The organism is Nocardia sp. CDC519, assembly GCF_059509835.1.
This window is the reverse complement of the sequence record NZ_CM183377.1, coordinates 5,585,839-5,600,424: the sequence shown is the minus strand read 5'-3', so window position 1 is coordinate 5,600,424 and position 14,586 is coordinate 5,585,839. Positions and strand designations below refer to the sequence as shown.

Here is a 14,586-nt window from a genome sequence, read left to right as displayed (position 1 = left end):
ACACCAGGACACCGCCCGCTGCGAACGTACGGCCGTCACTGCCGCGCAGGTCGGTTCGCAGCGGCGGCATGCCCGGACACCTTGCCAACGTCCGGGTCGCCCGTCATTCCGGAAGGCCGACCGGCAGCCGCGCCAAACCGCCCGATTCCATTGCCACCGTGATGATTCCGTCCGGTCCGGAGACCAGCCCATGCGGTTCGACGCCAGGCAGGTCCACGCTGCTGATCCTGCCGTCCGTGGTGATCCGGCCCAGCCGGCCCGAGCCCCATTCGGTGAACCACAGCGCCTTATCCGGGCCGGTGGTGATGGCGTGCGGACGCGCGGCGCGATCGGCCAGGGCGAACTCCTCGATGGCGCCGTCGGTGCTGATGCGGCCGATCTGACCCGCGCCGATCTCCACGAACCACAGCGCGTGGTCGGGGCCTGCCGTGATGCCGACCGGGTTCGCCGCCTCGGTGGGCAGCGGGTAGACCGTGATCTCGCCCGCGGTGGTGCAGCGGCCGATCGCGTTGGCCTGATTGAGAGTGAACCACAGTGCCCCATCAGGTCCCGCGACGATCATCGACGGCATGCCCTGCACCGGAAAGCGGGCGATCTCGCCGTCGGCGCCGAGTCTGGCGATATGTCCGGATTGCAGTTCGGTGAACCACAGTGCCTTGTCCGGGCCGACGCACAGACCGTACGGCGCGTCGGCGTCGATGCTGGTCCGTTCGCCGTCGGCGGTGATCCGCCCGATCCGATTGCCGCGGAATTCGGTGAACCACATCGTCGCGTCCGGGCCTTCGATGATGATGGTCGGCTGCCCGTCGGCGGGATCGAGGCCGAATGTGTCGACCACGCCGTCGCGGTAGCGGCCGATGGCACCGGTTGTCGCCATGGAGAACCAGATCGTGCCGTCGGAGGCGATCGTGACTCCGTAGGGCGCGCCGGGTACGTCGATCGTCTGGAAAGTGTCGGTCAAACTTGCGGGTTCCCTTCTCGATCGTCCTCGTCACGCCTGTCCGTAGCCGCCATGCCGATTCCAATCGCAACTTATGTAGCCTTAAGCTAGTGGGATGGAGACACTAACGCAATAGGAGTTGTCTTTGGAGGTCAAGAAGCGGCCGGGCGGGCGCAGTGCACGTGTCCGCGATGCCGTGCGCGCGGCGACCATCGCCGAACTGGCCGAGCACGGCTATCCAGGCCTGACCATGGAGAACGTCGCCAAACGGTCCGGCGTGCACAAAACCACCGTCTACCGGCGCTGGACCAACCCGGAAGGGCTCATCGCCGATGCGCTCGACCTCGCCGCCACCGAACCGTGGCCGATCCCGGACACCGGCAGCATAGAGGGCGATCTGCGCGCCATCGTCGAACTGGTACGCACCGGCTTCGCCGACCCGCAGGCGGGCCCGATCTCCACCGCGTTCATTACCGCTGCCATGCAGAACCCTTCGGCGGCAACAGCGCTGAACGCCTTCTTCACCGCACGTCATCAACAGTCCGCGCGGGTGATCGAGCGCGCTGTCGGCCGCGGCGAACTGCCTGCGACCGTCGATGCGCACGCGGTGATCCGGTTCGCTGTCGCCCCGATCTACTACCGGCTGTTCGTCTCACACGAACCGGTCGCCGCCGCCGATAGCGAAGCCGCCGCGCGTGCCGCCATCGCTGCTGCCCGCGCCGGCGCGCTCTGAGACCACCGGGCCGTACGTTCTCCGGTCGGGGGCGCTTCCCGGCTCTGCGTCGCAGCCCTGATCTCGACAATGTGGGTGCACCACAACAGGATTCCCGCGTCGCCACGGCATGACCCGTGGCGGCGGTCGCGCATTCGTCAGTCGGTGTAGGCGTCCAGCGGCGGGCAGGAGCACACCAGATTGCGGTCGCCGAAGGCGCCATCGATACGGCGCACCGGCGGCCATACCTTGGCGCGGGCGTGGCCGAGACCGCGCGGATACACCGCGATTTCACGACTGTAGGGGTGCTCCCACTCCCCGACCAGGCTCGCGGCGGTATGCGGCGCACCGCGCAGCGGGTTGTCGGTGACCGGCCAGACACCGGCGCCGACCTGATCGATCTCACGACGGATGGAGATCATCGCCTCGATGAAATCGTCGAGCTCCGCGAGATCTTCACTCTCGGTGGGCTCGACCATCAGGGTGCCCGCCACCGGGAAGCTCATCGTCGGCGCGTGGAAACCGTAGTCGGCCAACCGCTTTGCCACATCATCGACGGTGACGCCGGTCTGCTTGGTGATCTCGCGCAGATCGAGAATGCACTCGTGGGCGACCATGCCGTTCTCGCCGGTGTAGAGCACCGGGAAGTAGTCGTTCAACCGGCGGGCGATGTAGTTGGCCGACGCGATCGCCGACAACGTCGCCCGGCGCAGGCCGTCGGCGCCCATCATCCGGATGTAGGCCCAGGTGATGGGCAGAATCGAGGCCGAACCGTATTTCGCCGCCGACACCGCGTGCGAACCGGGCTCCAGCGGATCGCCGGGCAGATACTGCGCCAGATGCGAACGCACCGCCACCGGTCCGACGCCCGGACCGCCGCCGCCGTGCGGGATGCAGAAGGTCTTGTGCAGATTCAAATGGCTGACGTCGCCGCCGAACCGGCCCGGCCGCGCCAGGCCCACCAGCGCGTTCAGGTTCGCACCGTCGATGTAGACCTGCCCGCCCGCCTCGTGCACCAGCGCGCACAGTTCGGCGACCTCGTGCTCGTACACGCCGTGCGTCGACGGATAGGTGATCATGATGCAGGCCAGCCGGTCGGCGTGATCGGCGATCTTGGCGCGCAGATCGTCCAGGTCGACGTCGCCGTTGTCGCGGCAGGCCACCACCTCGACCCGCAGCCCCGCCATGGCCGCCGACGCCGCGTTCGTGCCGTGCGCGCTGGACGGGATCAGGCAGGTGTCGCGGTGAGTGTCGCCGCGATCGAGGTGATAGCGGCGAATCGCCAGCAGACCCGCGTACTCGCCCTGGCTGCCCGCGTTGGGTTGCAGGCTCACCGAATCGTAGCCGGTGATCGACGACAGCCAGCCCTCCAGATCGGCGATCAGCCGCAGCAGGCCGGGGGCGTCCTCGACCGGCGCGTACGGATGCACCCGCGCGAATCCGGGCCAGGTGATCGCCTCCATCTCGGCGGTCGCGTTCAGCTTCATGGTGCAGGAACCGAGCGGAATCATGCTGCGGTCCAAGGCGATGTCCTTGTCGGCGAGCCGGCGCAGATAGCGCAGCATCGCGGTTTCGGTGCGGTAGCTGGTGAACGCGGGATGAGTCAGGAACTCCGAGGTGCGGGTCTCGATCGACACCGGCTCGCCACCCGGCTGCTCCGAAGGCAGTGCGGTACCGAAGGATTCGAGCACCGCAGCCACGTGGGCCTCGGTGGTCGCCTCGTCGCAGGCGATGCCGACATGATCGGCGTCCACCAGCCGCAGGTTGATGCCACGCGATTTCGCCTTGCCCACAACGGCTTCCGCGCCGCCGGGCACATGCGCGAGCACGGTGTCGAAGAACCGCTCGTGCACCACGGCGCCATCGAGACCGGCGGCGATCGCGGCCGCATGTCCGTGCACACGTCGCGCGATCGCGCGCAGGCCGTCCGCACCGTGATAGCTGGCGTACATGGCGGCGACGATGGCCAGCAGCACCTGGGCGGTACAGATATTGGAGGTGGCCTTCTCCCGCCGGATGTGCTGCTCGCGCGTCTGCAGGGCCAGCCGGTAGGCGGGCGCGCCATCGGCGTCGACCGACACACCCACCAGCCGGCCGGGCAGCTGCCTGGCGTGCTTGGTGTGCACCGACAGATAGCCGGCGTGCGGGCCGCCGAAGCCCATCGGGACGCCGAAACGCTGGGTGGTGCCGAAGCAGGCATCGGCGCCCTGCTCGCCCGGCGGCGTGATCAAGGTCAGTGCCAGCAGATCCGCTCCGACGGCGACCAGTGCGCCCCGCTCGTGTGCGGCCTCGATGATCGGCGCCATGTCCACGATCCGGCCCGAGGCGCCGGGAACCTGGGTGAGCACCCCGAAGAATTCACCGTCGGGCAGCTGTCCGGAGGCCAGGTCGGCTTCCACGATCTCGATGCCCAGCGGCTCGGCGCGGGTGTAGAGGATGGTGCGGGTCTGCGGGAACAGGTCGGCGTCGATGAGCAGGCGCGGGGAGGCCGACTTGTTGGCGCGGCGCAGCAACGTCATCGCCTCGGCGGCGGCGGTGGCCTCGTCCAGCATGGACGCGTTGGCGACCTCCATGCCGGTCAGGTCCGAAACCATGGTCTGGAAGTTGAGCAGGGCCTCGAGCCTGCCCTGGCTGATCTCGGGCTGATAGGGGGTGTAGGCGGTGTACCAGGCCGGGTTCTCCAGCAGATTGCGCACCAGCACCGGCGGCGTCAGCGTGTCGTAGTAGCCGAGCCCGATCATCGAGGTCGCCACCGTGTTGGACTGCGCGAGCGCGGCCAGCTCGGCCAGCACTTCGTGCTCACTGGCGGCCGGCGGCAGCCCGGACAGGGCGGAACCATCGAGGATCCCGGCGGGAATCGCGGCGGCGGCCAGATCATCGAGCGAATCGACGCCGACGACGGGCAACATCCGGTCGAGTTCGGCGCTGTCGGGTCCGATGTGGCGGTCGGCGAAGGTGCGTCTCACGGCTAACTCCCAGGTCGGGCGGGTCGACCCAGTGGTCGACGGGTTCCAGCCCTCCCCCTCTGTCGTGGCGCCTGAGAGATTCGGTGGCGACGACCGGACGGCCGTGCCCCTTTCCCCATGGGCGGGCAGCCCGCAGCCACCGCTTTCCAGAGGCGCCGAAGCCCGTACGGTCCCTGTTGCCTGAGAGATTGACGGGGAGGTGCTGCTCCTTCGGCGCCCGGACTCGAGGCCCGGAACTCTCCCGCACGGCGGCGACGCCCTGTCATTTTAGGCCGCAGCTGCAGAACAGCCGGTTTTCGGCCCCCCGGATGGCTCGGGTGTCGGCGGCCGCGACTCGCGCCTGCGGCACGCACGCTGCGGCCACCGAAACCCGAGCCGGGCAGAAACTACGCGGTCTACCTGGCGGTTTCCGGTCACGAAGAGAGCTGCGGCCATAGCAGGGCACACGCGAGTGTGATCTTGATGTGTGCTCGAGAACACGGTGGTCCCGGCGCATCCCCGGCGTCGGGACCATCGTTTCGGCACAGTCGGCGGCCCGACCGTGCGCGGGTGTGACCGGACGGGAACTAGCCCGTCTTACGGTTCATCCGTGCTTTTCGGCGGTAGGCGAGCTCGTCTTCGGGTCGGTCGCTGGCCGCGGTGGCGCGTTCGGCCGGGAAGTTGGCGATCGCGCCGGTCAACTCACGCATGGCACCGCTGACGGCGATACCGAAGACGCCCTGCCCGCCCTGCAGTAAATCGACGACCTCCTCGGGTGAGGTGCACTCGTAGACCGAGGTGCCGTCGGAGAACAGGGTGATGCCCGCCAGATCCTGTACGCCGCGGCTGCGCAGGTGGTCGACCGCGATGCGGATGTTCTGCAGCGAGATGCCCGCGTCCAATAGTCGCTTGACGATCTTGAGGACCAGGATGTCCTTGAACGAGTACAGCCGCTGACTCCCCGAGCCGGCCGCCCCGCGGATCGACGGCACGACCAGACCCGTGCGCGCCCAGTAATCGAGCTGCCGGTAGGTGATACCGGCCACCTGGCATGCGCTCGGCACGCGGTAGCCCACCAGGTCGTCGGGCACCGAGTCGTCCGGGAACAGTCCTGGCTGTACCTCGTCCTGGTAATGCTCTGCCACTGACCACTCCCTTGTTCCGCCGACGCGTTCTCAGCCTCATCGATGACCCGGCTCCGTCACGGCCCACGAATCGAGCACCGGTACCCCGGCGCGACCCTGCCGAAACGGACGTGGCCCAACTATCGAGATTACTCTTCTCGATTGTCTCGGGAGCGGTCTCGTCCGACCAAACGCGACGCGCGGTAAGAGTCTCGACCTGTACTTAAGGTCTAAAAAATAGTTTCCGCGCTCAGCTGTCGGTGGCCTTGAAATCGTCGGGCGAGACCGACTCGAGGAACTCCTTGAACTTCTCCACCTCGTCCTCGCGCTCGTCCGGCATCACCAGACCCGCCTCGTCGAGCACCGCTTCCTCGGCAAAGATCGGGCAGCCCACGCGCAAGGCGATCGCCACCGAATCCGACGGACGTGCGGAGATGCGCAGATCGTTGTCGAAGACCAGATCCGCGTAGAAGGTGCCCTCCTGCAGATCGACGATCCTGACCTCTTTCAAGGTGTGCCCGAGATCGGTGATCAAGATCTTGATCAGGTCGTGGGTGAGCGGGCGGATAGGGGTGACGCCCTCCTGCTCCAGCACGATGGCGGTCGCCTCGGCCTGCCCGATCCAGATCGGCAGATACCGGTCACCGGATGCCTCCCGGAGCAACAGCACGGGCTGGTTCTGTGGCTGCTCGACACGGATGCCGATCACGCGCATTTCGCTCATCGCACTGCCTCCCAATACTCGCCGACAGCCCGCCGTGTCCCTACCCGAGCTCGCCGTAACACGAGTCTAAGCGAATTCCCGACGGTGCCGCGATGGCTGAGTTCACGGCGTTGCGCGGTCGTCGAGCACCGCTGCGGACCCTCTCGAACGCCGCGCGATCAGTTGCCGAGCGAGGCCCGGACCGAGGCCTTCACCAGGCTGGTGTGCAGGGTCAGCGACAACGCCGCCAGCTCACGCACGGTCTCCTCCGCACGGGCGCGCGCACCGGCGTCGCGGCTCTTGGCGATGGGGGCCGCGATCTGGGCGACCAGGGCCGCCTCACGGTCGGCGGCGAGTTTGAACGCCCGCAGATGCCGTGCCTCCAAACCGAACTCCGACATCGCGCGAGCGGTTTTGGCCAGCGTCACCGCGTCGGCGTCGAAGAAACCGGCGGCGCCGGGGGTGATCAGATTGGCCCGGATCAGGTCGTTGAGGAATTTCTCGTCGATACCGGCCTGCTCGAGCAGATCGGCGCGGGTGAGCCGGACCTCGTGGTCGAAGCGCAGCTCATCCGGGGAGATCTCGCCGGGAACCACGCCGAGCCTGCGCGGGGCCGCGGCCCGCTCCCCCGCGGCACGCTCGCCCTCGCCTGCGGCACGTTCGGGTTCGGTGCGCACGGAGTGCGCCCGGGCGCGGGCTTCCCGCACACCGAGCGTCGCCGCACCACTGTCGATCGCTTCGAGCTGTTCCTTGATCACCTTCAGCGGCAGGTACTGATCCCGCTGCGCGGTGAGCACGAAACGCAACCGCTCGCAGTCGGCCACCGAGAATCTGCGGTAGCCCGAGGGCGTGCGTTCGGGCCGGATCAGCCCCTCCGCCTCCAGGAAACGGATCTTGGAGATGGTGATGTCGGGGAAATCCGGCCGCAGCAGGTCGAGCACGGAGCCGATCGACATGCCTCCGCGAGCCCACTGCGCCGCGCCCGTCATGACATCGAGTCTTTCATGTGAGAGCGCCGATCACGTGTACCGGCGCACCGCCTGTCACAAGCTGCCCGCACCCGCCGCCGAATCGGTGGTCTGGGCGCGCGGACCGGTGAGGAATACCAGCCGGAACTTGCCGATCTGGACCTCGTCACCGTTCTGCAGCTCGGAGGAATCCACCGGCTCCCGGTTGACGTAGGTGCCGTTGAGGCTGCCCACATCGACCACCTGGAAGGAATCCTCGTCCTGACGGAACTCGGCATGACGGCGACTGACGGTCACGTCGTCGAGGAAGATGTCGCTGTCGGGGTGACGTCCGGCCGAAGTGGTCGGCTGGTCCAGCAGGAACCGCGAGCCCGCGTTCGGACCGCGCTTGACCACCAGCAGGGCCGCGCCGACGGGCAGTCCCTCGACACCCTGGACCGGCTGTTCGCCGGTCGCCTCTCCGGAGCGTGACGCGTCGACCTCGTTCAGGAAATCCGCGCGGAAGACCGACGTCGTCTCGGCCGCGGTCTCCCCGTAACCCGGGTCTTTGTTCTCGCTCACCGTTTCTCTCCTCCTCGAACCTGATAAGGCAGTTGCTGCCTCGACCGCCGCGACCTCGAGTCGCGGCCGCACAACCCACCAGCGGCCGGCAGCACATCCGTTGGCATTGACCGTACCCTGCCGGGGCGGACCCGTGCAGGGAGAACTGGGAAGGCCGGGTCAGCCCCCGATAACTCCTTGATAACCTGCGGCATCGAGCAGTTCACCGAGTGCGGTGTCCAGCGCCGCGGCATCGCTCACCTCGAGCTCGAACAGCCACCCCGAACCGTAGGGGTCGGTGTTCAAGGCCTCCGGTGCGTTCTCCAATTCCTGGTTCGCCCCAACAACTTTCGCGTTCAGGGGAGCATAGATGTCGGAGACGCTCTTGGTCGATTCGACCTCCGCGATGCTCTCACCGGCCGCGACATCGACGTCGACGGCAGGCAACTGAACGAACACGACGTCACCGAGCTGGGACTGGGCGTAGTCGGTGATGCCGACCCGGACCCTGGAGGGGCCGATCCGACGCACCCACTCGTGCTCTTCGGTGTAGCGCAGGTCCTCGGGCGTCTGGGTCACAAGGCATCCTTTCGTTGTGCACGGTGCACGCAACTCTATAGCGAGCGCCGGTCCGAGCGTGGATCAGTGGTCGGTCCTGCGCGGTATCGCCCGTGCTACGGCGATGGCCTTACCGGTGTAGAGCACGCCGGTCCAGACGTAGACCGCGGTGCCCCAGACCAGTAGTGCCCCACCGAAGGCCCGGCCGAAACCATCGCCCGGCCAGTCCATCTGCCCGGCCAGCAGCCAGGGCAGCGCCGACATCAGCGCGAAGGTGGCGGCCTTGCCCAGATAGATGACCTCGGGCGGATCCAGATCGCGGCGCCGGTACACCGACAGGGTCAGGGTCAGGATCAGGTCGCGGCCGATCAGCAGCGCCGCCACCCACCAGGGGATCAGCCCGCGGATCACGAAGGCGGCCAGGATGGTCACCAGATACAGCCGGTCGACGAACGGATCGAGCAGGGCGCCCAGCTTCGAGGACTGGTCGAGCAGCCGGGCCAGTTTGCCGTCGAGGAAGTCGGTGACGCCGCTGACGACGAGCAGCGCGAAGGCCCAGCCGTCGGCATGCTCGACCAGCATCAGCCACAGGAACACCGGTACGCCGATCAGCCGCAGCACGCTCAGCGCGTTGGGCACGGTCAGGATGCGGTCGGCGAAGACGCCGCCGAACACCTCGCGCTCGGCACCCCGGCCGGATTCGGTCGTCCCCGATTCGCTTGTCACAGCCCCGTGCATACCGCATCGGCGCTCTCACGCGCCATCCGGCCCGCACCTGGGGGCAGCGCATGGCCCCGTGCGGGGTGCGTGCGGGCTCACTCCCGTACCGGGCACCCGTACGCGGCGCCGGAGTCGGTAGCGTACGCGGTGATGAGCAGTCGAATCGACCTCCGCAGCCACGTCTCCGCCGACGACGTCCGCGCCCGCGGCGCGGCACTGCGCGAACAGGTGCCCTTCAGCGCCCGCGATCGCGAGGCCGCCGCCCCGGATCGCCCCGGCGTGCTCCCGTTCGTGGCGGCGAGCAATGCGGGCCGGTTGGCGCACCTGGTCCCGCTGCGAATCGGACGGATGACCACCTCGCCGTTCACCTTCTATCGCGGTGCGGCCGGTCTGATGGCCGCCGACCTCGCCGCCGGGCCGGTCACCGGGCTCACCGCCCAGCTGTGCGGCGACGCGCACGCCGCCAACTTCGGCCTCTACGGCACCCCGCACGGCGACATCGTCATGGATATCAACGACTTCGACGAGACCGCGGCCGGGCCATGGGAGTGGGACCTGGAGCGGCTGGCGGCGAGCCTGGTGCTGGCCGGGCGCGAGGGCGGCTCCAGCGAGGACGACTGCCGTGATGCCGCGCGAGACGCGGTACGTTCCTACCGTCGCACCATCGCCGCGCTGGCCGAGATGCCGTTCATGGAGTCCTGGACCGCCCTGCCCGACGAATCGATGATCAGCAAGGCCAAGGCCGACGATCTGCTCGACGATTTCAAGAAGGCGGCGAAGAAAGCCCGTAAGAACACCAGCGCCAAGGTGGTCGCCAAATGGACCGAGCACCTCGACGACCACGAAACCGGCATTCGTAAGCAGCGTTTCGTCAACGATCCGCCGATTCTGACCCATGTCGACGAGGCGGTGGCCGAGGCCGCCATCGACGCGCTGGAGAACTACGGGAGCACGCTGCGCGAGTCCAGGCAGGGTTTGCTGGCCCGATTCTCGGTGTCCGACATCGCGTTTCGTATCGTCGGGACGGGCAGCGTCGGCCTGCACAGCTACGTCGCACTGCTGCACGGCAACGACGGCGAAGTGCTGGTGCTGCAGTTGAAGCAGGCCAATCCGTCGGCGTTGACGCCCTTCGTCGCGCCGGCCCCGCCGCGCCACGAGGGTGAGCGAATCGTGCAGGGCGCCAGGCTGGTTCAGGCCGAGACCGACATCCTGCTCGGCTGGACGAGCATGCGGGTGCCCGCGACCGCCGAGGAACCCGAGCGGGAACTGCCGTTCGTGGTGCGCCAATTCCGCAACTTCAAGGGCGCGATCGACCCTGCCGAACTGGATTCGAAGGATCTCGACGATTACGGCAGGCTCGCGGGCGCACTGCTGGCCCGTGCGCACACCCGGTCGCTCGACCCACGCGCCACCGCCGGATATCTCGGCGAGGACGAACGTTTCGAGGAGGCGGTGGCCGAATTCGCGGTGCGCTACGCCGACCGCACCGAAGCCGATCATGCCGAGCTGGTCGCCGCGGTGCGCGCCGGAAAACTTCCCGCGGAGCCCGCGGACGGGTAGCCTTCGGACCGGCGCCACGCCCGTCCACCCCGGACACAGCGCGGAGCCGCAAATCTCGGGTCGGCGCCGACCCGCCTCGTATCCTGTCCGGTACCGGGTGTCGACGTGAAGGGCGGTCGCCAATGCTCGTGCGAGTGCAGAACAGCGCAGGCACCAATGCCGAACGGGCATTGATCGACTGGTTGCGCACCTGGAAGGACCCCGGTAGCCCACACGGGGTCGCGACCATCAATTGCAGCCTGTTCCATCAGGACACCCTGCATCAGTTCGATGCGGTCATCTGGACGCCGACCAGCTGCGTGGTAATCGAGGCCGAAGCACTGATGGCACGCCAGGAGGGCGTGCTGCAGATCCCGCTCAACGGCGCGTGGACGGTCTCCGGTGAGCCCGCCGTCTGGGAGAACAAGGATCGGCGCACCCCCCTGGAACGCTCCCGCGATCACACCTTCGCGCTCCAGAACTGGCTGGCGGCCCGCGGGCTCGGCCAGCGCGCGGTGCACGGTGTGGCGCTGATCGTGCCGATGCGCGGCGCCCGGATACAGCTCGAACAAGCATGGAGCGACCCGAGTTTCGATGCCATTCTCGGCGACGATCCGGAACGCCTGCGGCACTACTTCGACACCCTGGCCCAGGCCGAGAACCACCTCTGGACCGCCAACGACGTCGCGATCGCCTTCCGCGGGCTCGGCATCCTGCCGTACCTGCCCGCCCCACAGGAGTTGCTCAACGAAGGATTCCTCGGCCCCATCGATATCACGCTGTGGCACGGCGGTCCGGCGCAGGCGCAGGCCGAGGCCTACGCCGAGGAGCTGGCGCAGGCCGAACGCGAGGCCGCCAAGCCCAAGGTGCTGCAGGCGCCCTGGTACAGCCCGTGGAAGCTGTATCCGCCGGAGCGCGGCGACGTCGATTTCGGGCGCGCGTTCATGCGATCCACCCTCGCGGTCGGCATGGTCATCGCCTTCGCCTGGGTGCTGTGGATGGTGATCACCGCCATCCTCACCTACGGTCCGTAGGCGCTTGTCGGCGGCAATGACTATCGTCGTTGCGGTGATCGCAGCACCCGGAACGGGCGAACCCGCGGCGCGTGGACCGGATACCGCACCCGACGCGCCGATGCCCGACCGAACCGGCCCGTGGGGTGCGGCCGCGGTCGCGGGCACGGCCACCGTCGCGATTCCGCTGAGCTTCCCGCCCGACGGCGGGCCGACCGGCCTCGATCAGCGCATCGGCGAACCGATCAGCGCCGCCCTCGATCCCCGGCCGTGGGTCGCCGAGGTGCTGGCGCTGGCGAGCAACACCTGGGTGGTGATCGCGTTGATGCTGGCCGGCGCCGCCTGGTTCGGCTGGCAGCAGCGCTGGTGGCGCGCCGCGAGCATGGTGGCGGTGCCGGAAGTCGCGGCCGGGCTCAATACCTGGGCGCTCAAACCGTTCTGGGGTCGTCCACTGCACGACTATCTCGCCTATCCGAGCGGGCACACCGTGCATCTGGTGGCGGTCGCGACGACGTTTCTGGTGCTGATCGAATCCACCAGGGCGCGGCTGATCATCGCCGGCTGCGCGGTGGTGGCGTGGGTATCGGCGGCTATCGGCATGATCGCCCTCGACTATCACCATGCCACCGACATCATCGGCGGCGCCGGTGCGGCGATCGCGATGTCGGTGCTGCTGTGTTCGGGGATCGCGCAGGTGCAGCGCCGTACGGCGCAGGCCGGGTGACGACCCGCGCGCCGAGCGGGTGCGGCCCGACTCGGATCGCCCCCGAGCCCGGCGTGCAGGACCCGCGCCGAGCGCATCGTGCCACTCGGCGCGGACGAGACAGGCCCTACCCTCTCACTGCCGCTCGTAGACGCTCGCGTCGTCGAGCATGGCCGCGCGCAGCATGGATTCGGGCACGCCCATCGCCTCGATGAGCGTCAGCGCGTCCGGGCGCAACCGGTCGACGAGTTCGTTCACTCCGCGCCGCACCGCTTTGCCCCGCTCGACCGACATGAACCTGTGCATGATGAACCACGCCAGATTCTCTTCGAGGGTGGCGTAGACGAACAGATCGCACACCGTCTCCGCCAAGGCGCGGGCGTCGGGATCCTCGATTCCGCTGATGCCCTCGATGAACGCCTCGAGCACCAGCCGATCGATATGGGCCGAGCCCGCGGCCAGAATATGATCCTGCGCGTTGTTGAACGCCTCGAACGGGCTGGTCTCCTCGGCCCGCGCGCGCAGCCGGTGCGCCGCGGTGCGGACCAGATAGTCCTCGCGGTCGGCGAACAACTGCAACTGGACCGCGCGCTTGGACAGATCGCCCTCGTCGACGGATTCGTCGCCGCGATCACGCAGGGTCTGGATCAGCTGACGCACCCCCGAGCGCTTGCGCACCACATCGCCTGCCATGGTGGCGGCGAAGCGCACCCAGCCCAGCGCGTCGAGATCGCGCACCTCATCGGAGTAGGCGGTCAGCAGTTCCTTGGCGACCAGCTGGGTCAAGACGACGTTGTCGCCTTCGAAGGTGGTGAACACATCGGTATCGGCCTTGAGGGTGACCAGGCGGTTCTCGGTGAGGTAGCCGGCGCCGCCGCAGGCTTCGCGACATTCCTGGATGGCACGGGTGGCGTGCCGGGTCTGGGCGACCTTGAGGCCCGCGGCGCGCTTCTCCAGCGCGCGTTGGGCGCCCGGATCGAGGTCCTGGCCGGTCTGCACCAGATGCATGCGCCGGACCAGGTCGTTCTGCGCGAAGGCCAGCGCGTAGGACCGTGCGATCAGCGGCAGCAGTCTGCGCTGGTGATTGCGGTAGTCCAGCAGAAGGATCTCGCCGCCGTCGTCCGGGTCGCCGAATTGTCGGCGCTTCAGGGCGTAGCGGCCTGCGATGCTCAGCGCCACCCGCGCGCCCGCCGCCGCGGCGCCGCCCACGCTCACGCGGCCGCGCACCAGGGTGCCGAGGGTGGTGAAGAACCGGCGGCTCGGGTTCTCGATCTCGGAGCTGTAGGTGCCGTCCGGCGCGACGTCGGCGTAGCGGTTGAGCAGGTTCTCCCGGGGCACGCGCACGTGGTCGAAGACGATGCGGCCGTTGTCGACGCCGGGCAGCCCGCCCTTGAGCCCACAGTCAGAGGTGGTGACGCCGGGCAGGTCGTTGCCCTGCTCGTCGCGGATCGGCACCAGCAGGCAGTGCACGCCGTGATTGCCCTCGGCGGTGATCAGCTGCGCGAAAACCGCTGCCATGCGGGCGTGTTCGGCCGCGCCGCCGATGTAGTCCTTACGCGCCGACGGGGTCGGGGTGTGCACCACGAATTCCTGGGTGGCCGGATCGTAGGTCGCGGTGGTTTCGAGATTGGCGACGTCGCTGCCGTGGCCGGATTCGGTCATCGCGAAGCAGCCGAGCAGATCCAGCGAGATCAGCCGTTTGATGAAATCGCGATGCCGCTCGGTGCCGAGGTTTTCCACCGCGCCGCCGAACAGGCCCCACTGCACGCCCGATTTCACCCATAGCGACAGGTCGGTGTAGGCCAGCATTTCCAGCCCGACGACGGCCGCGCCCGGCTCACTGGTACCGCCGTTCTCCCGGCGAAAGCCGCGTTCGGCGATACCGAGCCCGGCCAGCGCCCGCATCTGCTCGAGCACCCTGGCCCGTGCGGCGCGGTGGTCGAGTTCGGGGTCGCCGGCGAACCGGTCGCCCGCCAGTTGTTCCCTTGCCTGTTCTCGGACCTCGCCCCACGGTCCGTCCAGGGCTTCACGAAGGTGATCTGCCGTCGATGCGCTGCCGGTAGCCATGACCCGACCATAGCCGCATCCGTCGGCGCCGGGCCGAAAGAACGCGGGGCGAGA

At 68.3% G+C, this 14,586-nt stretch carries 13 protein-coding genes and 1 riboswitch; of the genes, 4 read left to right on the top strand and 9 right to left on the bottom strand.

All coding sequences use genetic code 11. The features are described 5' to 3' along the window. Positions 1-103: 103 nt before the first annotated feature. Positions 104-961, bottom strand: a complete 858-nt coding sequence (locus AC5W7N_RS25315; RefSeq protein WP_495922312.1) for a Vgb family protein — start codon at positions 959-961, stop codon at positions 104-106. 124 nt (positions 962-1,085) lie between these two features. On the opposite strand from AC5W7N_RS25315, the gene AC5W7N_RS25310 reads away from it, so the two are divergent. Next, positions 1,086-1,673: a TetR/AcrR family transcriptional regulator gene (locus AC5W7N_RS25310; protein ID WP_495922310.1), complete on the top strand. Its 588-nt coding sequence runs from the start codon at positions 1,086-1,088 to the stop codon at positions 1,671-1,673. 137 nt (positions 1,674-1,810) lie between these two features. Here the strand turns inward: AC5W7N_RS25310 and gcvP are convergent, their stop codons facing one another. The 7 genes from gcvP to AC5W7N_RS25275 all read right to left on the bottom strand — a co-directional run bounded on the left by gcvP (position 1,811) and on the right by AC5W7N_RS25275 (position 9,165). Next, positions 1,811-4,561, bottom strand: a complete 2,751-nt coding sequence (gcvP, locus tag AC5W7N_RS25305) for an aminomethyl-transferring glycine dehydrogenase (protein ID WP_495924203.1) — start codon at positions 4,559-4,561, stop codon at positions 1,811-1,813. A gap of 214 nt (positions 4,562-4,775) precedes the next feature. After that, a riboswitch (glycine riboswitch) is annotated at positions 4,776-4,872 on the bottom strand. A 312-nt stretch (positions 4,873-5,184) separates the two neighbouring features. Beyond that, on the bottom strand, positions 5,185-5,742 hold the full coding sequence (locus AC5W7N_RS25300) for a MerR family transcriptional regulator (RefSeq protein ID WP_014350797.1): 558 nt from the start codon (positions 5,740-5,742) through the stop codon (positions 5,185-5,187). A 229-nt stretch (positions 5,743-5,971) separates the two neighbouring features. Beyond that, positions 5,972-6,445: a bifunctional nuclease family protein gene (locus tag AC5W7N_RS25295; protein ID WP_163812228.1), complete on the bottom strand. Its 474-nt coding sequence runs from the start codon at positions 6,443-6,445 to the stop codon at positions 5,972-5,974. 158 nt (positions 6,446-6,603) lie between these two features. Next, the gene (ftsR, locus tag AC5W7N_RS25290; protein WP_163812230.1) at positions 6,604-7,413 is read right to left on the bottom strand and encodes a transcriptional regulator FtsR; all 810 of its coding nucleotides are present in this window, start codon (positions 7,411-7,413) and stop codon (positions 6,604-6,606) included. 54 nt (positions 7,414-7,467) lie between these two features. Continuing rightward, the gene (odhI, locus tag AC5W7N_RS25285; protein WP_036536402.1) at positions 7,468-7,953 is read right to left on the bottom strand and encodes an oxoglutarate dehydrogenase inhibitor Odhl; all 486 of its coding nucleotides are present in this window, start codon (positions 7,951-7,953) and stop codon (positions 7,468-7,470) included. A 159-nt stretch (positions 7,954-8,112) separates the two neighbouring features. Beyond that, entirely contained in the window at positions 8,113-8,511 is a 399-nt protein-coding gene (gene gcvH, locus AC5W7N_RS25280; protein ID WP_195019250.1) for a glycine cleavage system protein GcvH, read from the bottom strand. Positions 8,512-8,574: 63 nt separating this feature from the next. Further along, positions 8,575-9,165 (bottom strand): CDP-alcohol phosphatidyltransferase family protein, encoded by a 591-nt coding sequence (locus AC5W7N_RS25275; RefSeq protein ID WP_195020736.1) that lies wholly within the window; start codon positions 9,163-9,165, stop codon positions 8,575-8,577. A gap of 195 nt (positions 9,166-9,360) precedes the next feature. Here AC5W7N_RS25275 and AC5W7N_RS25270 point away from each other — a divergent pair, with 195 nt between their 5' ends. The 3 genes from AC5W7N_RS25270 (at position 9,361) to AC5W7N_RS25260 (ending at position 12,486) form a co-directional block, all read left to right on the top strand. Further along, entirely contained in the window at positions 9,361-10,770 is a 1,410-nt protein-coding gene (locus AC5W7N_RS25270) for a DUF2252 domain-containing protein (RefSeq protein WP_495922308.1), read from the top strand. Between the two features lie 134 nt (positions 10,771-10,904). Then, the gene (locus tag AC5W7N_RS25265) at positions 10,905-11,783 is read left to right on the top strand and encodes a nuclease-related domain-containing protein (protein WP_280212815.1); all 879 of its coding nucleotides are present in this window, start codon (positions 10,905-10,907) and stop codon (positions 11,781-11,783) included. 34 nt (positions 11,784-11,817) lie between these two features. Beyond that, a complete protein-coding gene (locus tag AC5W7N_RS25260) occupies positions 11,818-12,486 on the top strand; it encodes a phosphatase PAP2 family protein (protein WP_490725268.1) in 669 nt (222 codons plus the stop codon). A 114-nt stretch (positions 12,487-12,600) separates the two neighbouring features. Here the strand turns inward: AC5W7N_RS25260 and AC5W7N_RS25255 are convergent, their stop codons facing one another. Beyond that, the gene (locus AC5W7N_RS25255; protein WP_195007166.1) at positions 12,601-14,532 is read right to left on the bottom strand and encodes an acyl-CoA dehydrogenase family protein; all 1,932 of its coding nucleotides are present in this window, start codon (positions 14,530-14,532) and stop codon (positions 12,601-12,603) included. Between the last annotated feature and the right edge of the window lie 54 nt (positions 14,533-14,586).